We start from the raw sequence: 23,564 nt of genomic DNA, 5'->3' as shown, positions 1-23,564 counted from the left end.
CGGCGCAACGCTCACGGGCCGTCGGGCACGGTGAGAAACCGTTCACCCGCCGGCAGGGCCGGAAGCGGTGTCGATCGGGGTCAGCATGCGGTGCGGTCGTTCCAGGGCGCGGGCGACCCGGTCGCTGCGGCGCATCGCGTTGGTGCCGGGGCCGGGCCGGACGACGAGATCCTCGGGGCCGGGCACCTCGCCGCACGTGTGGCAGTGCCCGACGTCGTCGATGTCGGTATCGCACGCCGCGTGGCTGAAGAGCCGGGCGGGATGCGGTCCGCTCGTGTGCCGCTCGCCCCATTTGGACAGGGAGAAGATCGTGGGCCACAGTGCCCGGCCCGTCTCGGTGAGCAGATACTCCGGATGTCCGTCCGAGTCCTCCCGGGTCAGCACTCCGTTGGCGACCAGGGTGTCCAACCGGTCGGTGAGGACGGCTCGGGAGATGTCGAGATGCTCACGCAGGTCCGTGAAGCGGCGCACGCCGTAGAAGCAGTCGCGCAGGATCAGCAGGGTCCAGCGTTCACCGACCACTTCGAGTGCGCGGGCGAGGTGGCAACCCTGCTGCTCGTATCCGGTTCCTAGTGCCACGTCTCCTACCCTACCGCCGATCCGGTCTGTTCACCAGACCAAGTCTGTGTCATCGTGGTCTTGTGAAAAGACCAAATCCTCGAGCGTTCAAGGCCCGCAGCACCGACGGAGCACGCGGGTCGTTCGCTGCGGCGCTGGTGCTCACATCGCTCAGCACGTTCGTCGCGATGCTGGCCTACTCGGGGCCGCTGGGAAACGCAGCGACCGTCACCGCTGCGGTCGCCGCACCGCCGGGAGCGACCCTGTGGATCCTGAGCTCGATGAGCACCGGTCTTGCGGTGAGTCTGCTGACGGCGGGCGCCCTGGCCGACCAGTTCGGCCGTCGCAGGGTCTTCACGTTCGGCGCGTGGATCTTCGCAGCCGGATCCGTGGTCTGTGCCACCGCGACCTCGGCGACACAGTTCGTCCTGGGGCGGGTCGTCGAGGGCGTCGGCGCGGCAGGTCTGATCGCGACCGGGCTGGGACTCGTCGCCGCGGTGACCGGTGACGCAGGAGCCCGCTCGACCACCGCCAGCTGGTGGGGCGCGAGCATGGGGCTGGGTATCGCGCTCGGCCCGTTGCTGACCGGACTGCTCGATCTCGTCGGGCTGTGGCACGTGCCCTACTGGCTGCTCGCCGCGGTCGGGGCAGGCATCGCCGTCGCCGCGCGGTGGTGCTTCTCGGAGATGGCGGTGATTGCGGACAGGCGCCTGGACCTGCTCGGCGCCGCATTGTTGACCGGCGGGTTGGGGCTGGGGCTTTTCGCACTGGTCGAAACGCGGCAGGGTGGGCTCGCGCTCGCACTGATCTGCGGCGGTGGTGCAGTGGCCACGTTGGCGGCCTTCACGGTCAGCCAGCTCCGCGGCAGATCACCCATGGTGGACTTCGGGCTGTTCAGCCGGGGCGACTTCGTGGCGGCCACGGTCGCGGCGACTGCCACCGGTGCCGGTGTGATCGCCCTGCTGTCGTTCGCCTGCACGTTCCTCGTCACCAGCATGGGCATGACCACCTTCCAGGCCAGTGCCCTGCTCGTGCTCTGGTCCGGCACGAGCGCGGTCTCCGCGGTGCTCAGCCGCAGGCTGGCCGCGCGGTTGACCGGAACGGTGCAGCTCGCGATCGGCCTCGTGGCCACGGGGGTCGGTCTGCTGCTGCTCACCGGGCTGGACATCGGCTCGACCGGCACGCGGATGGTGCCCGGCCTGCTCGTCGCGGGCGTGGCCACCGGTGTACTCAACGCCGGGCTGGGACGGCAGGCGACCGCGACCGTCCCGCCCGAACGGGCCGCCGTCGGGGTCGGCATGAACAACACCACCCGCTACGTCGGGGCCTCGATCGGCGTCACCGTCGTTGGTGTGCTCGCCGCCGCCCCTGGCGGTGACCTCCCTGCCCAGCTGTCGGGCTGGAACCATGTGGCCGTGCTGACCGGAACGCTCTCCCTCGTCGGTGCGGCCGTCGTACTGGCCCTGTCCCGAAGTGCGTCCAGGCAGGACAGCGGACCCGGGCGGAATGAGGCACCCCGCACGGCCGTGTTCAGCGGCCGCCGTGGTCCACGCGGTGCCAGGGCCACTCGGCGGCGAGCCAGGTGGCGACCGCATCTGCCAGCCGGTCGTCGAGCTCGGCCCGGTCCGCCCGGACCCATGACTGGACCGTGACGTCGTAGTCCGCGGCCGACGCCGGATACAGGTACACGCAGCCGATAACGTCGCCGGCGGCCGGTTCCAGGACCGTGTAGGTGAACCCGACGCGGTTCGTGAAGTCGGCTGCGTGCCGCACCAGGTCGTCGTGGTTGGCTTCGAGCGACATCCCCTCGAGCGGCGGCCAGTCGCCGTCCGGGTAGCCCGGCGTCGCTCGGATGTGGTCGATGCTGGAGGTCCACGCGGCGTGGTCGGCCTCGTTGTGCTGCGGCCCCAGCGGTTCGAGGTGGAACGAGTCCGTGACGAGCGGTGCGGGCGGTTCGAAGTCGTCCGGGACGAACGCTGCCGAGGTCATGGCGGGACGGCAGCGGGCCCCGACCACGCCGTGCACGTGAGTTTCGCCGCGCGATCCGGCGGCGGCGGTGGTGATCAGTCGCGCCGCAGGGCGCGCACGTCGTCGACGGTGTCGGCGTCGGCCGCATCCTTGTCCTCGCGATAGCGCAGCACCCTGGCGAACCGCAGTGCGACGCCGCCGGGGTAGCGGGTGCTCGTCTGCACCCCGTCCAGTTCGATCTCGACGACCAGCTCCGGCCGCATGTGGACGGTCCAGTCATCGCTGCGCCGCTCCAGTTCGGGGAAGTGGCGAGTCTGCCATGCCAGCAGCTCGTCGGTCAGGCCCTTGAACGTCTTGCCGACCATGATCGGTTCGCCGCCATCCGGATCGCGCGCTCCGAGGTGCAGATTGGACAGATAGCCGGTGCGCCTGCCGTGCCCCCACTCCGCGGCCAGCACGACCAGATCAAGCGTGTGCGACGGCTTGACCTTCAGCCACGCGCGCCCTCGCCTGCCCGCGGCGTACGGCGTGTCCGGATCCTTCACCATGAGGCCTTCGTGACCAGCGTCCAACGACGACTCCAGCAGCGTCGCGGCGTCGGCCGGTGCGGCTTCGCCGGGGATGACGTGCTCGCCCGCGACCCGGTGCAGCGCTTCCCGTCTCCGGTGGAGTGGCGCGTCGAGCAGATCGACGCCGTCGAGGTGCAGGCAGTCGAAGAAGTACGGCCGCAACAGCAACGCCTCGACCTGTTCCTGCCGCGTACTGCCGAACCGTGCCATCGTCTCCTGGAACGGCCGTGGCCTTCCGTCGTCGGTGAGTGCGAGCGTCTCGCCGTCGAGGACCACGGACGTGCACGGCAGTCCACGCACGAGGTCGGCGAGTTCCGCTGCGTGCCGGGTGATGTCACGCAGTGTGCGGGTGTAGACGTGCACGTCGTCGCCGTCGCGGTGCACCTGGATGCGGGCGCCGTCCATTTTGTACTCGACAATCGGGTGCGCGATTCCGTCGACTGCCTGGTCCAGTGAGTCGGCAGGTGAGGCGAGCATGGGCCGAACCGGTCGTCCGAGTTCGAGGTGGAAGGCCCGCAACGCCCCCTGCCCGCCCCCGGCCGCGGCCGCCGCGGTCGTGGCCAGGTCACCGGAGATCATCACCGCCCGCCGGACCAGGTCACCGGGAACGTCGGTGGCGGACGCGATCGCCTCGATCATCACGCCTTCCAGCGCACCCTGTCGCAGTTCCCCCGTGAGCAGCCGTAGCAGGAAGTCCTGTTCCCCCTGGGTTGCCCGGCTCAGCAGGCCCGACAGCAGCTCGGAGCGACGGGAGGCCGATCCGCTGCCGCTCGTGGCGGCGACCTCGCCGAGGAGCGCGTCGACCTCGGCGACCGTGAGCGTCGGCTCCGGTGCACAGCGTCCGAGCAGGTCGCGCAGCGTCCGCCACCCCACGCCGATGCGGCCCTGCGTCGGAGTTCCCGTCAGGAACGCGACCGTGGACGCGAGCTCGTCCGCCGCCGCGCGGCCAAGGACGTCCGCCAGGATCGCGGTCTTGGCCTTGCGTGATCGCGTGGCGGCCAGCTCGCCGGAGGCCTTGGTGACGTCGTCGAGGTGCAGGCAGCCGGTGCCGGGTTCTGGGGCGCCGGGCTCGCGGGGTTCGCCGGGTTCGAAGTCGCGGTGCATGGCTCCATCGTCGCTCGTGGGGCCGACATCTCGCGTGGTGAGCGCAGCGCGAGCAGCACGGCGCCGAAGCACACGACGAGCCCCGCCAGTCCCTCGGCCGTCACCGGCTCGCCGAACATCAGCAGCGCGGCGAGCATCGTCGTCGGCGGGGTCAGGTACAGCAGGGTGGACACCCGGCGCACCGACCCGCGCCTGGCAACCGCCCAGTAGAACCCGTAGCCGCCGAATGTCGACAGAACGACGAGCCAGGCGATCGCGAACCAGAAGTCGCCCGACACCGGTGGGGCGAAGTCGCCCGTGAGGGCTGCGACCGGCATGAACACCAGAGTGGAGAGCGCGGCCTGGATCAGCAGGGACTCGCCGAGTGGGAGCGTCGAGGGGAGCCGGCGTTGCGCGAACGTGCCCGCCACGAGGCTGAGCATCGCCAGCAGCGGCAGCGTGTACGCGAGGGCGGGTGCGCTGCCTGCGAGGTCACCCGACACGACGAGCGCGACGCCGCCGAGGCCGAGCAGCAGGCCCAGCCACTGTGTGGCCGAGGTGTGCTCGCCGAGCAGCGGCCCCGACAGTGCCGCGGCGACAATCGGCTGCAGCGCCGCGATCAGCGCCGACGTGCCCGCGGGAACCCCCAGTTCGGCCGACCACACGACGCCCGACAGGTAGCCGGCCTGGGTCAGCAGTCCGAGCAACCCGTGCACGCCGAGCTCGCGTAGTGGAATGCGCCGACGTCGGAAGGTCAGCCACCACAGCCCCAGTAGCGCGGTGACCACGGCGAACCGCCAAGCCAGCAGGGTCGCACTGCTCGTCAGAGCGGTGCCCATGGTCGCGCCGATGAAACCGGAACTCCAGAGCAGCACGAATCCCACCGCGAGTCCGGCGTCGGTGCGGGACGTTCCCACGAATCCCCCTCGGGTCGGCCGATGGTCGAGTAAACTGACCGGTATAGCTAGTCGTACTATACAGATCTGTTTACCGTCAAGAAGGCCGAGAAGTGGTGCGGCAGGGGTGCGCTCGCCTCCTGCTGGCGCCCGACCGGACACGTTCCGCGCGACCGCATAGGATTCAGGTATGACCGAACAGTCGGCGATGACGCCCGCGGCAGAGCGGGTGCTCGAGGTCGTGGAGAACCTGTTCTACGACAAGGGCATCCACGCCGTGGGCGTGGACATGATCGCCGCGGAGGCGGGGGTCACCAAGAAGACGCTCTACGACAGGTTCGGTTCGAAGGACGTCATCGTTCGGCTGTACCTCGAACGCAGGGACGCCAGATGGCGGGAGCACGTGACCGCGGTCGTCGAACAGCCGGGCCGGTTCGGACCCCGGCGCCGGGTGCTGCTGATGTTCGATGCCCTGGAATCTTGGATGGCCGCGGAGAACCCACGCGGGTGTGCGTTCGTCAACGCGCTGGCCGAGCTTCCCGATCCCGACCATCCCGCACGCCCCGCCATCGGCGACGAGAAGCAGTGGGTGCTCGACTACCTGCGGCAGCTCGTGCGCGACACCGGCGCGCGCAATCCGCGCAAACTCGCGGCATCACTGTTCATGCTGTTCGAAGGCGCCGCCGTCGCGGCCTCGGTCGACGTCGTCCCCGGGGCGGTCGCCGGAGCCAGGGACGCCGCGCGGCAGCTGCTCGACGCCGCGCTCTGAACTGGGCCGCCGATGCTCCGCTGAGTCGTCGAGCCGTGGTCGGCCGGCGTTCGAGGTCTTGCAAAGCTGATACCCGGTTCGGTACCGAAATATCCGCCGGAAGGAATTCATCATCGTTCGAATGAGGATGTTGTTCATTCCTGCTGAATTTCAAGGAGTGGAAGGGCTGAACCGGATACCGGCGACGGCGCCATGGAGGTCACCCAGGCGGTGGTCAACGCCGTCTGAACGCTGATGCGAGGTGGTGGTGCATCAGCGCCGCCGCCTCGCCCGCTTCGTGTCGGCTGATGTGTTCCACGAGTCGTTCGTGCTCGTCCAGGGCGGTCTTCCAGCGCTCGTCGTGGCGCAGCGTGGTCGGGGCTATGCACATCGACTGCACCCCGTACTTCTGGTTGGTCTCCAGCAGGAAGGGATTGCCGCTCGCCTGCCAGATCTCCTCGTGGAACTCGTAATTGATGTCGCGGCGAGCCACGGGGGACGGGTCGGCCAGCTTGCGCTGCTCGGCGACCGAGGCCTGTAGCCGCATCACCACGCTCTCGCTGCGGCGCATGGCGGCCAGTCGGCAGGCCTCCGACTCGAGGGCTGCACGCATCTCGTAGAGCTGGCCGGTCTTCTCGTCGTCCCAGACGGTCACCCTGGTGCGTCGGCCGTGACGTTCGGCCAGTCCGTCGACCACCAGCCGGGCGACCGCCTCCCGGACCGGGGTCCGGGAGGTGCCGACCAGTTCAGCCACTGCCCGCTCATGGAGGTCGTACCCCTGCTCGAGCGAGCCGTCGAGGATTTTCGAGCGCAGCTGTTCGTAGACCACGTCGACCTGGGGGCGGAACGTCACGCAGCGGCGCTCCGTCCGGCGATCCGGCCGAAGACGATCCCGGCCGCCAGGCCGGAGCCGCCCGGATAGTTCTCGCTGAAAAGGCCGCCGAGTGCCTCACCGCAGGCGAAGAGCCGCGGGATGGGCGAGCCGTCCTCCTTCAGCACTCTGGCCCGGGAATCGCCCTTGAGGCCTCCGAAGGTGAAGGTGATCCCGCAGGTGACGGGATAGGCGTAGAAGGGCGGTTCGGCGATCCGGTTGGCCCAGTTGGATTTCGGCGGCTCGGTGCGCGCTGCGCGGCCGTCCTTCACGTTGGGATTGAACTCGGCGGAGGTGTCGACGGAGGCGTTGAACGACTCCACCGTCTCGGCGAAACCGGCCGGGTCGATGCCGGCCTGCTCGGCCAGCTCCTGCAGCGAGTCTGCCACGTGCTCGCCCACCCCGGGTACTTCGTACTCCTGGGAGCGCAGCATGGGGCGCAGTGATGCGTCGAAGATCTGCCAGGCGATGGCACCGGGCTGCATCAGCACCTCCTTGCCGTACTTGGCGTAGGTCAGGTTCCGGAAGTCTGCGCCCTCGTCGAGGAATCGCTTCCCGTGGCGATCGACGATGATACCCAGTGGATAGCTTTGCCGGGTCAGCCGGTTGGTGACCTCGTAGTTGGACTCGTTGTCCTCGTAGCCGGCGTCCCACTGAGTGGCGTGGCAGGAGGCCCAGTCGCCGCCCTTGGCCGCGCCGAGTCGTAGCGCTTCCTGCAGCATGGTGCCGGTGTTGAAGGGGGTTCCTCGGGTGATGGCGTGGTGCCACTCGGCGCCCATGTGCTCGGCCCGCATCTCCTTGTTGGCCTCGAACCCGCCGCTGCCCAGGACCGTCGCTTCGGCGCGGACGGTGTGCTCCTCGCCGAAGCGCTCGAAGGTCACACCGGTGACAGCACCGGCCTCTTCGGTCAGCTTCACGGCTCGGGCCTCGTAGAGGATCTCGATGCCGGTCTCCTCTGCGACGCGGAGATGATCACGGAGCAAGCCCTCACCTCCGTCGACATTGCCCACGTGCAGCCCTCCCCAGAACAGGTAGGCCCCCTCGGGGGTCTCGTAGGCCTGCCGCTCGTACATCAGGCGATACCGCATCCCTTTGGTCTTGAGCCACCGCATGTCGGCGGAGATGTTCGAGGTCAGGATCTCGGTCATGTCCGGATCGTTGCGCCCCATGGTGACCTTCTTCAGGTCTGCGGCGTAGTCCTCCTTCGAGTAGGGCGGCACCTCGCTGCGGCTGTGTCGCTCGTCGGGCTCCACCAGGTCTTTGAGGCTCTCCAGTCCTTCATGGGTCATCCGGGTGGCCCCTGCCGTGAAGTAGCTGTTGCCGCCCGCCTGGGACCTCGGCGCCGCCTCCAGGACCAGCACTTGTCTGCCGGCCTCGCGGGCTGCATGCGCTGCGCACATCGCGGCGTTTCCCGCGCCGACGACGAGAACATCAGCGGTATAGGTAGACATCTATACTCCCTTGGTATGCCAAAAGCTCGTTCAGCATGCCAAGTATCCGACTGGAGCTCAACAGGCACGTATGTCTGGTCAGGGCAGAGAGCGAGGGGAGAGGGTTGAACTCCGAACAGGAACGTCCGCGCTATCGGCAGTGGTTCGGAGTGATGCGGCTCCTTGCCGGAGCAGCCGTGGTGGGCAGCCTCTTCGAGCACCTGGGGATTCCGGCCGGGATGCTTCTCGGCAGTGCGCTCGGCGCGGGTCTGGTCAATCAGCCCGTTACTCCGCGGATGCGCCCCGCCACCTTTCCTCGTGCGATGCGCCAGACGGGCCTCATCGCCATCGGTTTCGTGAGCGGGGTGATGCTCACCGTGGACTCGCTGGTGAGCACCGCTGCCGTCGCTCTTCCCGTGGTGGCCGCCTATCTCGCCCTGGGCATCCTCAATCTGGTCTTCATCACGCTGCTGATGTCTCGCTATCGCGTCGACCCCGCCACGGCTGTGCTGACCGTTACTCCCGGCGGGCTGAGCGAGGTCAGCTCACTGGCTGTCGACAAGGGGGCCCAGCTCGGAGTGGTGCTCACCGTCCACGCGGTGCGGCTGTTCGCCCTCGTCTTCCTGGTACTCCCCATACTGCTGACGGTGCTCGCCTGATGGAGTCAGTTGCACTGGTCGCGGTGATGGCCGGTTCCCTGGGGACGGCGCTGGTCTTCCGCTGGGCTCGGATCCCGCTGTGGGCGCTGACCGGAGGTCTTGTCGGTGCTGCCGTCGTCAACCTAGGCATAGGTCTCGAGGTGGAGGCTCCCGACCTGGTGACCTCGGGAGCCAAGCTCCTGATCGGCACCGCCATCGGGGCCACCCTGAGTCCCGATGTCTTCCGGCAGTTCATGCACTTCTTCGGACCGGGCGTGCTGGCTGTGACCACCGTCCTCGCGGTGGGAGTCTTCTTCGGCTGGGGCTTCGCCGCGTGGGGTCTGATGGAACCGGGCGAGTCCATGTTCGGGCTGTTGCCCGGTGGCGTCGGCGAGATGGTGGCGACTGCGGCGTCTCTGGGGCTCGACGGTGCTGTGGTCACCGGCGCCCATATGGTTCGCCTGCTCACCGTCGTGCTCAGTCTCCCCCTGATTCTCCGGGCCGCTGAGGCCATCCACCGCAGATGGATCGCCGGCAGGGGCAACGGTCAGGAGGAATGAGACCCGGTCCTCGGCTCGGGGGACGGACGTACCTCTGACGGGCCAGCAGTCGGGAAGTCCTGCCGGACCAGTTCCATCAGCACCGAGCGGAAGGCCACCTCGGCCGGGGAATAGACCCTTTCCTCCCGCTGGGCGAGCAGCACATTGCGCACCGGGGCTTCGTCCCCCAGAGTCAGCACCCGGATGTCCGGGTGCTGGATGGCGATGGCACCGCGCGGGGCCATCGCCACTCCGATCCCCACACTCACCATCGCCTGAGCCTCCTGGTAGTTGTTGGCGTAGAGGGCGATCGACGGCCGGAAACCCGCTTTCTCCGCTGCCCGTTCCAGGACTTCCACCACGGGGTGGCGGTTGGCGCGCACGATCCACGACTCGTCGCGCAGCTGTGCGAGGTTGATCTCGTCCTGGTCAGCCAACGGGTGGTGCTTCGAGACCAGGATCACCGAGTCCTCCCGAAACAGCTCCTGCAGGCGCAGCCCTTCGATGTTGACCGGCTGCCACGGGTACTCCCACAGGAAGCACAGGTGGGAGCGCCCCCGTTCGAGATCCTCAAGGAGCTCGTCGAAGCGTCCGCTGGAGACCGAGAGGTCGATGGCCGGGTAGCGCGACTTGAATGTCTCCAGCACCCGCGGCAGGAACGAGGCGGCCATCGTGGGGAAGGCTCCCACGATCAGAGATCCCCTGTTCCCTTCGGCCAGATCGCGAAGGTCGGCCTGTGCGGCATCCAGCTGCCGCAGCACCTTGCGCGCGTGACTGACGAGGATCTGCCCCGCATCCGTGGGGATGATCCCGCGAGGACGGCGCCGGACCAGCGGGTGTCCGGCCTCCCGCTCGAGCTTCTTGAGCTGTTGGGACACCGCGGAGGGGGTGTAGCCGAGCTCGTCGGCGGCCGCGGTGATGGAGCCGGTCTCTGCAACACGTACGAGGACTTCGAGTCGTTGTGGGTTCAGCATCGAACTCCGCTTAAGTAGGACTTCATAGGTGTTCCTCTTCTGTAAATCTACTTTATCTGGCTGCTCGGAGGCTATGTACAGGGTGCGTGTGGCCGCAAGTAACAGGGGTTCCGCCGCCGACGAATGAAGCAACTCTTAATCATGTATCAAACACTGAACATTGTGTTAATTCTTGGGTCCTGTGAGGCTGTGCCGCGATACCGGACAGTGTGGAAAGGCACCTGATGCAGATCTCGGCAAGCTGGGTCCGAGGGGGAACCAGCAAATGTTGGGTGTTCGAGAGGGAGCACATCGAAGGAACCGGATTGACGGCCGACCAACTGCTCCCGCGGGTCTACGGCAGTCCGGACCTGCGGCAGATCGACGGAGTCGGCGGAGCCACGTCGACCACGAGCAAGGCGGTGATCCTTGAACCGTCCGCCGACGCGGACCTCGACGTCGTCTACACGTTCGCCCAGGTCGGCATCGAGGAGTTCACGGTGGACTGGGGCAGTAACTGCGGAAACTGTTCCGCCACCGCCGGTCTGTACGCGCTGGAGCGCGGATGGGTGCAGCTCGCCGACGACGTGACCTATGTCCGGACGTTCAACACCAACAGCGGTCAGAAGGTGGTCCAGCGGGTCCCCACACCGGGGGGAGCCCTGCCGGCCGAGCCGAGTGCCGTCATCCCGGGCACGGTCTATCCCGGCCACGAGGTGGGTCTGGGCTTCGTCGATCCGGGCGGCAAGACCACCGGCAAACTTCTTCCGACCGGGTCCGGCATCGATGTGCTCACCGTCGATGGCGTCGACTATCCCGTCTCGATCGTCGACGCGGGGGCTCCGTCGGTCATCCTCTCGCCGGAGACCGCCGGCCTGGCCGGACTCCCGCACGCAGAGTGGGCCGGGGCCGCGATCACCGAGAAGCTCTCCGTACTGGACAAGATCCGCCGTGCTGGGGCCGTCGCCATGGGGATGACTCCCACCCCGGAAGCGGCCGAGCGCGCTGTCCCCAAGCTCGGAATCGCCGGCCCTGCCGAGGACGAAGATGCCGATATCGAGGTCCTGATGCTCTCGATGGGTAAGCCTCACCCGGCGATGCCCATCACCGGCAGTGTGGCGATGACGATGGCTGTCCTCACCGAGGGGACGGTTCCTCACCAAGCCGTGAAGCCGGGCCGCACGACCGGAAAACTGCGCTTCCGCACCCCGGCCGGGATCATCGTCACCTTCGCCGACGACTTCGGCGGCGAGCTCATCGTCGGTGCTGACCGCACCGCGCGCACCTTGGCCGACGCCACTCTGTACATTCCCGACGCCCCGCTGGAGTACGCCGCATAGGTGCGGCGTACTACGCTGATATGAACGAGGAGATGCAAGGATGCATCCACTCTCCCGACGGAACTTCCTCATCGGTGGCGCCCTCGGCGTCGCGGCGGGCTTGGCCGGATGCGCCCCGCCGCAGGCCGCATTCAACCCTTCGGGTCCCGGAATCGTCGATGTCATCGTTCCCTATGCCGCGGGAGGCGGCACCGACACGTGGGGCCGCTTCGTCTCCCCGTACTTCGCCGAGCTGCAGAACGATGTCTCGCGGTACCAGATCGAGAACATCGCCGGCGGAGGATCCGTGACGGGAACCAACGCTTATGTGGCTGCCGGCGTGAACAACGGCCGGCACATCCTCGTCAGCTCCGGTACCACCTACCTGCAGAGCATGCTGGGGCAGGGGAACGTCGAATTCGACTTCCGGGAAATGGTGCCGCTGGTTCTGCACGGCACAGGAGGCATCCTCTACTCCAATGCCGCCAGTGGCATCCGCTCCATGGAAGACCTCCTCGAAGCAGGCAGTAACGCCAAGATCGGCGGAATCTCTGCCTCCGGGCTGGACCTCGTACCGTTGTTGGCGCTCGACGTCCTGGGAGCCAGTGTCACCGGAGTCTTCGGTTTCGGAGGACGTGGTCCTTCGCGGCTGGCGCTGGAACGGGGCGAGACCGACATCGACTTCCAGACCACCTCCACCTGGCTCGGGCCGCTCTCCTCGATGGCCGAAGCCGAGGAGATCTACCCGCTTTTCTCGGTGGGCGTTCTCGAAGGCGGCGAGGTCGTCCGCGACCCCAACATGCCGGACGTGCCGACGCTCGAAGAGATCTACCGGGACATCCACGGGGAGGATCCCCGGGGTCTGGCCTACGAGGCATACCAGTCATTCGTCACCCCGGCGTTCTTCTACCAGAAGGGGTTCTGGTCCAACGCGGGAACGAGTGACGAGCTCGTCGACGCGTATGCGGAGCTCGTCGGGAAGCTGAACAAGGACGAGAAGTTCCTGAAGGAGGCCGCGGGAGCGCTGGGCGGCTACGAACTGCAGCCGGGCCGTGGCAACGTCGAAGTCTTCCGCAAGGCCCTGAACATCAGGCCCCAGGCCCTCAGCTATGCCAAAGGTTTTCTCACCAACGAGTACGGAGCGGTCCTGAGCTGAGAGCTGTCCTCTCGCACACCGATCATGCGGCTCCGTGGCCGCCTTCATCCGTACCGGCTGTAGCGCCGCAACCGTAGTACTTTAAGGACAACAGATGTTAGAGGCAGCCACTTCGGCATTGGCCAGCTTCGCTGATCCGGCGATGCTGCTGTATCTGATCATCGGAGTCGTCGTCGGACTGGTCATCGGTGTCATCCCCGGGCTGGGTGGCACAGGGGCAGTAGCAGTCCTGATGCCCTTCGTCTTCGTGCTCGAACCGAACCAGGCGATCGCCATGATCATCGGTGCCGTCGCGGTGGTTCACACGTCCGACGTCATCACGTCAGTGGTTCTGGGGATCCCCGGTTCGGCGTCGGCGGCAGTGTTCCTGATGGACGGCCATACGATGGCCAAGGAAGGCAAAGGCGGCCGCGCGCTCTCTGCCAGCTTCATTTCATCCGCCGTCGGCGGCATCATCGGCATCATCGGACTCACCCTGGTCGTGCCTGTGGCGCGGCCGGTGGTCACGGCTTTCGGATCTCCCGAGATCTTCATGCTGATCGTGCTCGGCATTTTCCTCACGGCCATGCTGTCCAAGGGAAATGTCGTCAAGGGGCTGGTGGTCGCCGCCTTCGGAGTCATCCTGGGAATCGTGGGTATGTCCCCGGTTTCGGCCGAATACCGCTACACCTTCGGTTCGGAGTACCTTTCCGAGGGCATCGGCCTCGTCGCGGCTGCACTGGGCATCTTCGGCGTGGCCGAGATCATTCATCTGGTCGCCAAGCGCAGCTCGGTAGCCGACAAGAACGTCAGCCTCGGCAAGGGCTGGGCCAGGGGAGCCCGAGATGTCGTCAAGTACAAGGGAGACGTCCTCCGCGGGGCAGGCGTCGGTGTCGGCGCCGGCATCCTCCCCGGCGTCGGGGCCACAGCCGGGGCATGGCTGGCCTACGGGCAGGCTCAGGCAATCGGAAGCCGCCGCAAAGGCAGCCGCTTCGGCCAAGGCGACCCTCGCGGAGTGATCGCCCCCTCGGCGGCGAGCAACGGTATCGAGTCCGGTGCGCTGATCCCGACCCTGCTGTTCGGCGTCCCCGGTGCTGCACCCTTCGCGCTGCTGCTCGGCGTGCTGCTGATCTTCGGCATCCAGCCAGGGCCCGACCTGATCGAGCAGGACCTCGACCTCATCTACTTCATTGTCTGGGCCTTCGCCATAGCGTCGATCGTCGGTGCGATCTTCGCCTTCTTCATGGCCCGGCCGCTCGCCCGCCTCAGCTTCGTCAGCTTTCCGATCCTGGCCGCGGCCTTGATCCCGCTGCTGTTCATGAGTGGTTTCCAGGAGCCGCTGAGCCTGGGCGTCTTCTACACCATGCTGGCCTTGGGAATCTTCGGCTGGCTTTGCAAGATCTCCGACATTCCCCGGGCTCCCTTCCTGATCGCCTACGTGCTCGCGGTCCCGTTGGAGCGGTACTACTACATCACTGTCTCGGCCTTCGAGCCCGGGGAATGGATGACCCGGCCGTTCGTCATCGTCGTCGCACTGTTGCTCATCGTCACCGTCGGCGTGGTCACCTACCGGAACGTCAAGCGCAAGAGGCTGCACCCGGAAACGGCCGAGGGTGCCTCCGCTGCCGCCGACGAGAGCGGAATCCACGTTCCGCCCGTTGTGGGCGTGGCCATGACCGTGGGTTCGATGCTGTTCTTCATCGGCGCCTTCATCCTTGCGACCGACTTCTCCCCGAACGGCCAACTTTTCCCCTACATGGCCAGCATCCTGGGCCTCGGGCTCGGAGTCGTGGCGCTGGTCAAAGACATCCAGCAGGTACGCAGGGATGGCGGTGTCGGACGGATCGAAGGAGCTTTCCGCGCGCAGCTGCGAGTCGTCGGCGTCTCGATCCTGTGGCTGTTGGCCTTCGTATGGCTGGTCTTCCTGGTCGGCATGTATGTCGGCACGGCCGTCTTTGCTCTGGTCTTTCTCCTCGTCGTAGCCAGGATGAAACCTCTTTTCGCGGTGATCTATGTGGCCGCGATCGTCGGGGCGCTCTACGCACTGGAACAGTTCGCCGAGTTGGTGGCCCCGGTCGGCTGGCTCATCTAGAGCGGCAGCTCGTGGCCGCTGGTGTTCATCGCGGTGTTCCTGCCGTTGGCGCCGCGCACCCGGTCGAGCCTGAACCGTTGAGTGTGATCGGGGGCCGCCACCGCGGCGGCCCCCGATCGGCTCACTTACCGCCGCGTGCCATGCCGAGCACGTCGAGGGCTTCGTCGAGCTGGGTCTCGGTGAGTTTGCCCTGCGCGACGTGTCCGCGTTCGATCACGACCTCACGGATGGTCTTCAGCTCCTTGAGGGCCTGCTTGGCCACGGCAGCGGCCTCCTCGTAGCCGATGTAGGCGTTGAGTGGCGTCACGATCGACGGCGATCCCTCGGCGTAGGCCTGCGTGCGCTCGGCGTTGACGGTCAGGCCCGCGAACACCTTGTCGGCCAGCAGCCGCGCCACGGCCGACAGCAGCCGCGCGGACTCCAGCACGTTGCGAGCGATCACGGGCAGGTTCACGTTCAGCTGGAAATTCCCCTGCGACCCGGCGAAGGAGACGGCCGCGTCGTTGCCGATCACCTGCGCCACCACCTGCAGCGTCGCCTCCGGGATGACCGGGTTGACCTTGCCCGGCATGATCGACGACCCCGGCTGCAGGTCCGGCAGGGCCACCTCTGCCAGGCCCGTGCGGGGTCCCGAACCGAGCCAACGCAGGTCGTTGGCGATCTTGTTCAGCGACACGGCCACCGTGCGCAGCTGCCCGGAGGTCTCGACCACGCCGTCCTGCGAAGCCTGCGCCTCGAAATGGTCGCGCGCCTCGACGAGTGGCAGCTCGGTCACCTTGGCGAGTTCGTCGGCCACGGCCGAACCGAATCCCGGGGGCGCGTTCAACCCGGAGCCGACCGCCGTGCCGCCGATGGGCAGTTCGCCCAGCCGCGGAAGACCGCTGCGCAGTCGTTCGATGCCGAACCGGACCTGCGAGGCCCACGCGCCCGCCTCCTGGCCGAGCGTGATCGGCACGGCGTCCATCAGATGGGTGCGCCCCGACTTGACGACATCGGCCCACTCGGCCGCACGCCGCTCGATCGTCGTGGCCAGGTGCTCCAGCGCCGGGACGACGTCGGTGAGGACGGCCTCGGTCGCCGCGACGTGAATGGTCGTCGGGAACGTGTCGTTCGACGACTGCGAGGCGTTGACGTGGTCGTTCGGGTGCACGTCCCTGCCCAGTGCACGCGAGGCGAGCGTGGCGATGACCTCGTTGGCGTTCATGTTCGACGACGTGCCCGAACCGGTCTGGAACACGTCGATGGGGAAGTGGTCGTCGTGACGGCCCTCCGCGACCTCGTCGGCCGCGCTCGCGATCGCCGCGGCCAGCTCGGCGTCGAGCACCCCGAGGCGGGCGTTCACCCTGGCACAGGCCGCCTTGAGCAGCCCGAGCGCCCTGATCTGAGCGCGTTCCAGCCCTGCTCCGGAGATCGGGAAGTTCTCCACCGCCCGCTGGGTCTGGGCTCGGTACAGGGCATCGGCCGGGACCCTGACCTCGCCCATCGTGTCGTGTTCGATCCGGAATTCCTGCTCTGCCATGTCCCCAGTCTGCTCCAGCAGCTGCCCGACGTGCCCGGTGTCCTCGGGCACGTCGCCGGAACGAGAACCAGGCAGGCGGGTGGTCGGCGGCGCAGGTGCCGGGGCCGTGGGCTTCGCCGGGACTGTAGCGGCGATCACAACACCGGTGTCACGGTATTACGATCAAGGGAGCGCCTCACCCCATCAACGGCGGAAAGGGCGGTGCGCCCCATGGCCGAACCGACCGAGACCCCCGACCAGGCCGAAACCACCGACGTCGACGTGCTGATCGTCGGTGCGGGCCCGACCGGACTGTTCGCGGCCTACTACGCGGGGTTCCGCGGGCTGTCCGCCGCGATCGTCGACTCGCTGCCCGAAACGGGCGGCCAGGTCACGGCCATGTACCCGGAGAAGATGATCTACGACGTGGCGGGGTTCCCCGGAGTTCGCGGACGCGACCTCGTGAAGGGCCTCGTCGAGCAGGCGAGCCAGTGGAACCCGAGGTACCTGCTCGGCCGCAAGGCACACGCCCTCGACGAGGCCGGCGAGCGGCTGACGATGACTCTCGACGGCGGGGCGGGAGCCGAAACCGTCCGCGCCAGGGCAGTACTCATCACCGCGGGCATCGGCGAGTTCACCCCACGTCCGCTGCCGGCGGGCGACGGCTGGCTCGGCAACGGCATGGTGCACTTCGTGCCCGCGCTCGACGAACACGCCGACAAGGACGTCGTGGTGGTCGGCGGCGGCGACTCGGCGTTCGACTGGGTGCTGGCGCTGCACCCGGTCGCCCGCAGCGTGACACTCGTGCACCGCAGAGCGAAGTTCCGCGCCGCGGAATCGATCATCCGCGAAGCGCGTGAGGTCGGGATCAGGATCATCACCGACGCCGAGGTCGCCGAACTGCGCGGCGGTGCCGACGGCGGGCTCGCCGAGGTGTCGCTCGAGATCAAGGACCCGGACACCAAGGAGATCCGGCCGGAAGTGCTGCCCGCCCAGACGGTCGTCGCCGCGCTCGGGTTCACCGCCGACCTCGGGCCGATCGAGGACTGGGGACTGGAGATCCACCAGCGCTCGATCACGGTGGACTCGACCATGGCCACAGCGCGTCCGAGGATCTACGCCGCGGGCGACGTGGCCGCCTATCCGGGCAAGGTCAAGCTCATCGCGACAGGATTCGGGGAGGCGGCCACCGCGGTCAACAACATCGCCGTCGAACTGGACCCGTCGGCACACCTCTTCCCGGGGCACTCCAGCGGCTGACGGCTCAGCCGGCGGTCGTCTCCTCGATCCACTCCGTGTACGCGGGCGCCGACGTGTAGATCGAAGGGCCACTGCCACAGACGGGATCGTTGTTGCCCGCGCGGCTCGACATGCCCACGAGCCGCCACCGCTCGCCCGCACGCACCAGCTGCGGTCCGCCCGAGTCGCCGTAACACGCACCCGCCCCGTCAGGGTTGTCCGTGCACACCTCGGATGCCGCGTCGAACCCGGCGCCACACCGCTCGTCGTCGACGACCTGCGTGTCGACCTGCTGCAGCGTCACCGGTGCCTCGCCGCACCCGTTCTCAGGGCAGGTCTGGCCCCAGCCGAGCAGCCGCGTCGCCGTGCCCGGATCGGTCGGCGCGCCATCGCCGGACGGCGGGTTGTCGGGCTGGTCGTCGGCTGTGGCGAGGTCGATGGGCCGGGCCGACGCCGGCTCGCCCAGGCGGATCAGTGCGATGTCACCCGTCGACCCCGGATACTCGAACGACGGGTGGACGACCACCTCCGCGGCCTCGGCGACCTCGCCGCCACTGGTCCGGTCGTTACTGCCGATGCGCGCCGTCAACGGGCCCGGATCCTGACTCGCACCGTCCTGGCCGCCCGGCTCGTGAACGCAGTGCGCCGCCGTGACCAGCCATGTGGGCCGCACCAGCGCAGCACCGCAGACGTGTTCGCCCTTCTCCTGCAGCGACGCCATGAACGGATACGTCTGGTCCGCGGGGGTGCCGCCAACCAGGTCGGGCTGCACGGACGCCGGTGCCGTCCCTGCCCCGCGATCCGGTCCTGCACCGGGAGCCGCAGCAGCCGACGCCGTGGTCGCCAGGACACCGGCCAGGCATACGGTGACCGCCGCCGCGACGGTCACGCAGCGCGAAACCCGCCCCCGCATCAGGGCAGCGGCGGGACGGTCGCGTCACCGTCGGCGTCGGTGGCGCCGTCGAAGTCGACGGTCGAGAACGTGCGCAGTTTGTTCAGCCGGTGGTAGCCGTCGATCAACCGCACGGTGCCGGACTTCGACCGCATCACGATCGACTCGGTCGTCGCGCCGCCCGCGCGGTAATGCACGCCGCGCAGCAGATCGCCGTCGGTGATGCCGGTCGCGCAGAAGAACACGTTGTCGCCCCGCACCAGGTCGTCCGTGGTGAGGACCCGGTCGAGGTCGTGACCCGCGTCGATGGCCTGCTGGCGTTCGTCGTCGTCCTTCGGCCACAGCTTGCCCTGCAGCTCACCGCCGAGGCACTTGAGCGCGGCCGCGGCGATGATGCCCTCCGGCGTGCCGCCGATGCCGAGCAACATGTCGACACCCGTGGTCGACCGTGCCGCCGCGATCGCTCCCGCGACGTCGCCGTCGCTGATGAAGCGGATGCGGGCGCCCGCCTCGCGGACCTCCTTCACGATCGCCTCGTGCCGGGGCCGGTCCAGGATGCACACGGTCACGTCGGAAACGCTGCTCTGCTTCGCCTTCGCCACCCGGCGGACGTTCTCCGCGATCGGCGCGGACAGGTCGACGACACCCGCGGCCTCAGGGCCGACGGCCATCTTCTCCATGTAGAACACCGCCGACGGGTCGAACATCGCTCCCCGCTCGGCCACGGCCAGCACCGCCAGCGCGTTCGGCATGCCCTTGCTCATCAGCGTCGTGCCGTCGATCGGGTCGACGGCGACGTCGCACTGCGGCCCGTCGCCGTTGCCGACCTCCTCGCCGTTGAACAGCATGGGCGCTTCGTCCTTCTCGCCCTCGCCGATGACGACCACGCCGGACATCGACACCGTGCCGATGAGCTGGCGCATGGCGTCGACCGCCGCGCCGTCCCCGCCGTTCTTGTCGCCCTTGCCGACCCAGCGGCCCGCCGCCATCGCCGCAGCCTCGGTGACCCGGACGAGCTCCATGGCGAGGTTGCGATCGGGCGTCTCGCCCCGTCTCGGCGTGCTGGTGGTCATGCTGCCTCCCGAGGTGGGTGTTCGCGTGAATGAGCGCTCGACGAAGATCGGCGCGGACACTGCTTACAGTCTGCGCGAGCCTGCGTTCATGGAGTTGTCGCGGACGTCACGGTGCGTGTCACTCCGGTGCGTCGTCGCCCGAGCCGCCCGCGGCGTCGCCCGCGCCGGCCTCGGGATCGTCCTCAACCGTAGCCAGCGCGGCCTCGATCCGCTCGCGGGCGCCGGCGAGATGGGTTTCGCACAGCCGCGCCAGCTTCTCGCCGCGCTCCCACAACGTCAGCGACTGTTCGAGGGACAACCCGCCCGCCTCGAGTTCGCGCACCACCTCGACCAGCTGGTCGCGGGCCTGTTCGTAGCCAAGGCCGGCCAGGTCGTCGGGGGCGCTGTCGGCGGTGTCGCCACCGGATTCGCTCACGTCGCGGTTCGCCTCACGTCTCGGATGCGTGCTCGTGCGGACACCGTGCCCGCACGAGCCGGGTCCGGGCGCACACTATCGCGTGGTCGCCGAGATCGCGCCGTCGGTGACCCGCACCCGCAGTTCGGTGCCCTCGGACACCTCGTCGACCGACCGCAGTACCTTCAGCTCCCCGTCGGCGTCGACGTACTGCACCACCGCGTAGCCGCGCTCGAGCGTCGCAGCCGGTCCGAGCGCCGTCAGCCGGGCACGCGCCGCGGTCAGGGCGCTCTGTTCGTGCGTCAGCGTGGTCATGACCGCCCGGCGGGCACGTTCGGCGTGCAGCTGGACGTCGGCCTCCCTGCGATCCACCGGACCGTGCGGGTCGGCCAGACAGGGACGGCTGCGCAGCTGGTCGAGCTGCCTGCGCTGGCCGTCTACCCAGCCGTGCAGTGCCCGCCGGGCCCGGTCCCGCAGCTGGTGCACCCGCGCGGTCTCCTCACCGACGTCGGGCACGATCGTCTTCGCCGCGCCCGTCGGTGTCGAACAGCGCACGTCCGCCACGTTGTCCAGCAGCGGCGAGTCCGGTTCGTGGCCGATCGCGCTGACGACCGGCGTGCCCGCGGCGGCGACCGCCCTGCACAGCGTCTCGTCGGAGAACGGCAGCAGATCCTCGACGCTGCCGCCGCCACGGGCGATCACGATGACATCGACCTCGGGGTTGGCATCGAGCTCCGACAGCGCCTGCACCACCTGCGGCACCGCCTTCGCGCCCTGCACCGCCGTGTTGACGACGTGGAACTTCACCGCTGGCCACCGGTGCTGCGCGTTGGCCAGCACGTCGTGTTCCGCAGCCGAGGCGCGGCCCGTGATCAGCCCGACGCCGCGCGGCAGGAACGGCAACCGGCGTTTCCGTTCCGGTGCGAACAGCCCCTCGGCGGCGAGCAGTTTGCGGAGCCGTTCGATCCGCGCGAGCAGTTCGCCGATGCCGACCGCGCGGATCTCGCTCGCCCGCAGGCTCAACGTGCCGCGGCCCAGCCAGAACGACGGACGCGCGTGCACGACCACGCTGGCGCCCTCGCGGAGCGGCGGGTCGATCGAACGCAGCATGCGCTGCTGGCACGTCACCGACATGGACACGTCGGCGGCGGGATCGCGCAGCGTCAGGAACGCTGTCTGCGTGCCGGGACGGGCCGAGATCTGCGTGATCTGCCCTTCGACCCACACCGAACCGAGGCGGTGGATCCAGTCGGCGATCTTCCGCGCGACCGTGCGGACCGGCCAGGGGCTCTCGGCCGTCGACGGCTGTGCGCCTGCGCTCTGGGTGCCTTCCTGTGCGCCCCGTGCATCGGTGCTCACGACGTGGCGGTCTCGCCGGTCGCGGTGGCGCCGGAGTCGTCACCGGCTGTGCCGTCCTCGGGCTGGGCGCCTGATTCGGCCCTGACGTTGGCGATCCGCCGGGTCAGCATGCCCGTGAACGACGGCCGGTTCTCGTGGTCACGTTCGTAGTCCAGGAGCTGCTGCAGCTCGTCCGCCGAGAACGAGCGCAGTCGGGACCGCAGCTCGGGCAGGCTGAGCGCGTCGTAGTCGTCCACGCCCGCGGGCCCCGACGTCGTCGAGGACGCCGCCGCCGAGGACGCCGCCGCCGAGGACGCCGCCGCCGAGGATGACGTCGTCGACGGTGCCGAGGGTGCGGCCCCGGCGCCGGTCGTCGCTCCCTCGGCGGCGGTGTCGCCTGCGGTCGGGTCGGCGCTGCCGTTCTCGCCCTCGCCGGTGGCCGTCCCGGTGGCGCCGCCGCCGTCGTTCCCGTCGCCGCCGTCGTTCCCGCCGCCGCGCGGGGTGTCGGTCCCGACCGCCGCCGCGATCCGCGTGTCCGTGCTGTCGAACTCCCCGTCCTCGTGTTCCTCGCCGAGCGCCTGCGACTCGGCGTCCCACGGGTCGTCGAACGTGGCCGCCGCTCCCGGGGCGTCGACCCCGGCCCGTGCGTCGGCCTGTGCGGCCTCGGGGTCGTCGTCCTCGTCGAACGTCGCCCAGTTGGGTTCGTCGTCCACCCCGCGGAACGCGGCCAGCGCGTCATCGCCCTTGATCGCGAGCTCGGTGACGTGCTGCTGCACCCGCATCGAGGTCTGCAGCACCTGGCTCGCGACCGTCACCGGCAGCTCGGTCAGGTGTTTCGGCAGGTCACGAACCGTGTCAGCGGTCGAAGCGGCGAGGCCGGCGGCGACCCGCACCGGGAACGGGAAATGCTTCATGCGCCAAGACTGCCGCACGCGACTCCGCCTGCCCAGCCCCACCCCGGTCCCATCCGCACGTGGGGCCGGTGTTTCCACCGGGAACGGGAGTCGCCGCACCGCCGTCCCGCGGACGGTTCAGCCGGCGGCGACCGGGGAAGCGTCGGCTCCGGGACACTGCTGCGCGGCGGGGGTGGCGGTGCGGGCACCGCCACATCGTGCGCGCGATGACGGCCCTTCCCCGCGGTCCGTACCCTGGGAGCCATGAGTGCAGCCAGCCCCAGCGGTGACCAGAACGGCAAGCGTGTGCTGCTCGCGAAGCCGCGCGGGTACTGCGCCGGTGTCGACCGTGCGGTGATCACGGTCGAGAAGGCGCTCGAGATGTACGGCCCGCCCGTCTACGTCCGCAAAGAGATCGTCCACAACCGGCATGTCGTGGACACGCTGCGGGAACGGGGCGTGATCTTCGTCGACGAGACCACCGAGGTGCCCGAGGGTGCGCTCGTCGTGTTCTCGGCGCACGGGGTCTCGCCTGCGGTGCACGAGGAGGCCGAGAAGCGGAACCTGCGCACGATCGACGCGACCTGCCCGCTCGTGACGAAGGTGCACAAGGAGGTCAACCGGTTCGCCCGGGACGACTACGACATCATGCTCATCGGCCACCACGGCCACGAGGAGGTCGAAGGTACCTCCGGTGAGGCGCCCGAGAACGTCCAGCTCGTCGACACCCCGGAGGACGTCGCACAGGTGCAGGTGCGCGACCCCGAGAAGGTCGTGTGGCTCTCCCAGACGACGCTGAGCGTCGACGAGACGATGCAGCGCGTCGACCAGCTCCGCGAGCGCTTCCCCGGGATCGCCGACCCGCCGAGCGACGACATCTGTTATGCCACGTCGAACCGCCAGGTGGCGGTCAAGGCGATGGCGGCCGAATGTGACCTCGTGCTGGTGGTGGGTTCGAGCAACTCGTCGAACTCGCAGCGGCTGGTCGAAGTCGCGCTGCAAGCGGGCGCGAGCGGCGCGCACCTGATCGACTACGCCAGCGAGGTCGATCCGGCCTGGCTGGAAGGCGTCACGACCGTCGGCGTGACCAGCGGAGCCTCCGTGCCCGACGTGCTCGTGATGGAGCTGCTCGACGACCTCGCCGAACGCGGCTGGGCGGACGTGCAGGAGGTCACCACGGCCAACGAGAAGATCTCGTTCGCGCTGCCCCGCGAGCTCCGTTCGGACAACAAGGAGACACGCAGCAGCGTGCGCTGATCCGGCGTTCGGACTGCTGGACCGAACAGCACCGGCACCGGACAACAGCATCCGAACAGCGGCGAGGCCGCCCCTCCCGATACGGGAGGGGCGGCCTCGCTCGTGTCCGCTGCGCAGGTCGTTACGGGTGGCGGTGGTCGCGGGCCGGCCGCCGACGGGCGCTGCCCGTGTGGTGTGGACC

General features: G+C 68.7%; 21 protein-coding genes and 1 pseudogene. 9 read left to right on the top strand and 13 right to left on the bottom strand.

From position 1 onward, the window contains the following. Positions 1-42: 42 nt before the first annotated feature. On the bottom strand, positions 43-579 hold the full coding sequence (locus tag LY12_RS12145) for a winged helix-turn-helix transcriptional regulator (RefSeq protein WP_253856066.1): 537 nt from the start codon (positions 577-579) through the stop codon (positions 43-45). Between LY12_RS12145 and LY12_RS12140 the strand changes: the two are divergent. Continuing rightward, positions 528-2,060, top strand: a pseudogene (locus LY12_RS12140) (MFS transporter); the annotation flags it as partial. The gene LY12_RS12145 and the pseudogene LY12_RS12140 sit on opposite strands and share 52 nt — an antisense overlap. A 28-nt stretch (positions 2,061-2,088) precedes the next feature. Here LY12_RS12140 and LY12_RS12135 read toward each other — a convergent pair. The 3 genes from LY12_RS12135 to LY12_RS26100 form a co-directional block, all read right to left on the bottom strand. Next, entirely contained in the window at positions 2,089-2,547 is a 459-nt protein-coding gene (locus tag LY12_RS12135; RefSeq protein ID WP_253856064.1) for a GNAT family N-acetyltransferase, read from the bottom strand. Between the two features lie 74 nt (positions 2,548-2,621). Next, entirely contained in the window at positions 2,622-4,097 is a 1,476-nt protein-coding gene (locus LY12_RS12130; protein ID WP_253857331.1) for an ATP-dependent DNA ligase, read from the bottom strand. Continuing rightward, positions 3,998-5,095, bottom strand: a complete 1,098-nt coding sequence (locus tag LY12_RS26100; protein ID WP_253856052.1) for a DMT family transporter — start codon at positions 5,093-5,095, stop codon at positions 3,998-4,000. Before LY12_RS26100 ends, LY12_RS12130 begins: the two co-directional genes overlap by 100 nt. A 169-nt stretch (positions 5,096-5,264) precedes the next feature. Here LY12_RS26100 and LY12_RS12120 point away from each other — a divergent pair, with 169 nt between their 5' ends. Beyond that, positions 5,265-5,843, top strand: coding sequence for a TetR/AcrR family transcriptional regulator (locus LY12_RS12120; RefSeq protein ID WP_253856050.1), 579 nt, complete (start codon positions 5,265-5,267; stop codon positions 5,841-5,843). A gap of 214 nt (positions 5,844-6,057) precedes the next feature. Here the strand turns inward: LY12_RS12120 and LY12_RS26095 are convergent, their stop codons facing one another. Both LY12_RS26095 and tcuA read right to left on the bottom strand, forming a co-directional pair. Next, positions 6,058-6,675 carry a GntR family transcriptional regulator gene (locus LY12_RS26095; protein WP_253856048.1) on the bottom strand — a complete coding sequence of 206 codons (618 nt, stop codon included), beginning with the start codon at positions 6,673-6,675 and terminating at the stop codon, positions 6,058-6,060. Next, positions 6,672-8,144, bottom strand: a complete 1,473-nt coding sequence (gene tcuA / locus LY12_RS12110; protein ID WP_253856046.1) for an FAD-dependent tricarballylate dehydrogenase TcuA — start codon at positions 8,142-8,144, stop codon at positions 6,672-6,674. Before tcuA ends, LY12_RS26095 begins: the two co-directional genes overlap by 4 nt. Before the next feature lie 104 nt (positions 8,145-8,248). On the opposite strand from tcuA, the gene LY12_RS12105 reads away from it, so the two are divergent. Together LY12_RS12105 and LY12_RS12100 are read left to right on the top strand one after the other, a co-directional pair. Beyond that, the gene (locus LY12_RS12105; RefSeq protein ID WP_253856044.1) at positions 8,249-8,782 is read left to right on the top strand and encodes an AbrB family transcriptional regulator; all 534 of its coding nucleotides are present in this window, start codon (positions 8,249-8,251) and stop codon (positions 8,780-8,782) included. After that, on the top strand, positions 8,782-9,321 hold the full coding sequence (locus LY12_RS12100) for an AbrB family transcriptional regulator (protein WP_253856042.1): 540 nt from the start codon (positions 8,782-8,784) through the stop codon (positions 9,319-9,321). Before LY12_RS12105 ends, LY12_RS12100 begins: the two co-directional genes overlap by 1 nt. Here LY12_RS12100 and LY12_RS12095 read toward each other — a convergent pair. Then, entirely contained in the window at positions 9,309-10,274 is a 966-nt protein-coding gene (locus tag LY12_RS12095) for a LysR family transcriptional regulator (protein WP_253856040.1), read from the bottom strand. The two genes, LY12_RS12100 and LY12_RS12095, sit on opposite strands and share 13 nt — an antisense overlap. Before the next feature lie 224 nt (positions 10,275-10,498). Here LY12_RS12095 and LY12_RS12090 point away from each other — a divergent pair, with 224 nt between their 5' ends. The 3 genes from LY12_RS12090 (at position 10,499) to LY12_RS12080 (ending at position 14,799) form a co-directional block, all read left to right on the top strand. Then, positions 10,499-11,593, top strand: a complete 1,095-nt coding sequence (locus tag LY12_RS12090) for a PrpF domain-containing protein (protein WP_253856038.1) — start codon at positions 10,499-10,501, stop codon at positions 11,591-11,593. A 40-nt stretch (positions 11,594-11,633) separates the two neighbouring features. Continuing rightward, positions 11,634-12,728, top strand: a complete 1,095-nt coding sequence (locus LY12_RS12085; protein ID WP_253856036.1) for a Bug family tripartite tricarboxylate transporter substrate binding protein — start codon at positions 11,634-11,636, stop codon at positions 12,726-12,728. A gap of 94 nt (positions 12,729-12,822) precedes the next feature. Continuing rightward, positions 12,823-14,799: a tripartite tricarboxylate transporter permease gene (locus tag LY12_RS12080; protein WP_253856034.1), complete on the top strand. Its 1,977-nt coding sequence runs from the start codon at positions 12,823-12,825 to the stop codon at positions 14,797-14,799. Positions 14,800-14,920: 121 nt separating this feature from the next. Here the strand turns inward: LY12_RS12080 and LY12_RS12075 are convergent, their stop codons facing one another. Next, positions 14,921-16,318 (bottom strand): class II fumarate hydratase, encoded by a 1,398-nt coding sequence (locus tag LY12_RS12075; protein ID WP_253856033.1) that lies wholly within the window; start codon positions 16,316-16,318, stop codon positions 14,921-14,923. A gap of 210 nt (positions 16,319-16,528) precedes the next feature. Between LY12_RS12075 and LY12_RS12070 the strand changes: the two genes are divergently transcribed. Next, positions 16,529-17,557: an NAD(P)/FAD-dependent oxidoreductase gene (locus tag LY12_RS12070; protein ID WP_253856031.1), complete on the top strand. Its 1,029-nt coding sequence runs from the start codon at positions 16,529-16,531 to the stop codon at positions 17,555-17,557. A 4-nt stretch (positions 17,558-17,561) separates the two neighbouring features. Here the strand turns inward: LY12_RS12070 and LY12_RS12065 are convergent, their stop codons facing one another. The 5 genes from LY12_RS12065 to LY12_RS12045 all read right to left on the bottom strand — a co-directional run bounded on the left by LY12_RS12065 (position 17,562) and on the right by LY12_RS12045 (position 22,147). Continuing rightward, positions 17,562-18,449: a S1 family peptidase gene (locus tag LY12_RS12065; protein ID WP_372493501.1), complete on the bottom strand. Its 888-nt coding sequence runs from the start codon at positions 18,447-18,449 to the stop codon at positions 17,562-17,564. Further along, complete coding sequence (gene glpX, locus LY12_RS12060; protein WP_253856027.1) at positions 18,449-19,501, bottom strand: class II fructose-bisphosphatase; 1,053 nt, start codon at positions 19,499-19,501, stop codon at positions 18,449-18,451. The genes LY12_RS12065 and glpX overlap by 1 nt, the downstream gene beginning before the upstream one ends. A gap of 118 nt (positions 19,502-19,619) precedes the next feature. Further along, a complete protein-coding gene (locus tag LY12_RS12055) occupies positions 19,620-19,916 on the bottom strand; it encodes an exodeoxyribonuclease VII small subunit (RefSeq protein ID WP_253856025.1) in 297 nt (98 codons plus the stop codon). Positions 19,917-19,991: 75 nt separating this feature from the next. After that, positions 19,992-21,254, bottom strand: coding sequence for an exodeoxyribonuclease VII large subunit (gene xseA, locus LY12_RS12050; RefSeq protein WP_253856023.1), 1,263 nt, complete (start codon positions 21,252-21,254; stop codon positions 19,992-19,994). Next, entirely contained in the window at positions 21,251-22,147 is an 897-nt protein-coding gene (locus tag LY12_RS12045) for a lipid droplet-associated protein (RefSeq protein WP_253856021.1), read from the bottom strand. Before LY12_RS12045 ends, xseA begins: the two co-directional genes overlap by 4 nt. Positions 22,148-22,390: 243 nt before the next feature. On the opposite strand from LY12_RS12045, the gene LY12_RS12040 reads away from it, so the two are divergent. Further along, positions 22,391-23,383: a 4-hydroxy-3-methylbut-2-enyl diphosphate reductase gene (locus LY12_RS12040; RefSeq protein WP_253856019.1), complete on the top strand. Its 993-nt coding sequence runs from the start codon at positions 22,391-22,393 to the stop codon at positions 23,381-23,383. Positions 23,384-23,564: the final 181 nt, after the last annotated feature.

The sequence above is a fragment of the Prauserella alba genome, assembly GCF_024171735.1.
GTDB lineage: Bacteria > Actinomycetota > Actinomycetes > Mycobacteriales > Pseudonocardiaceae > Prauserella > Prauserella alba.
Note: the sequence above shows the minus strand (reverse complement) of the source record. Positions and strands in the feature narration are given on the sequence as shown.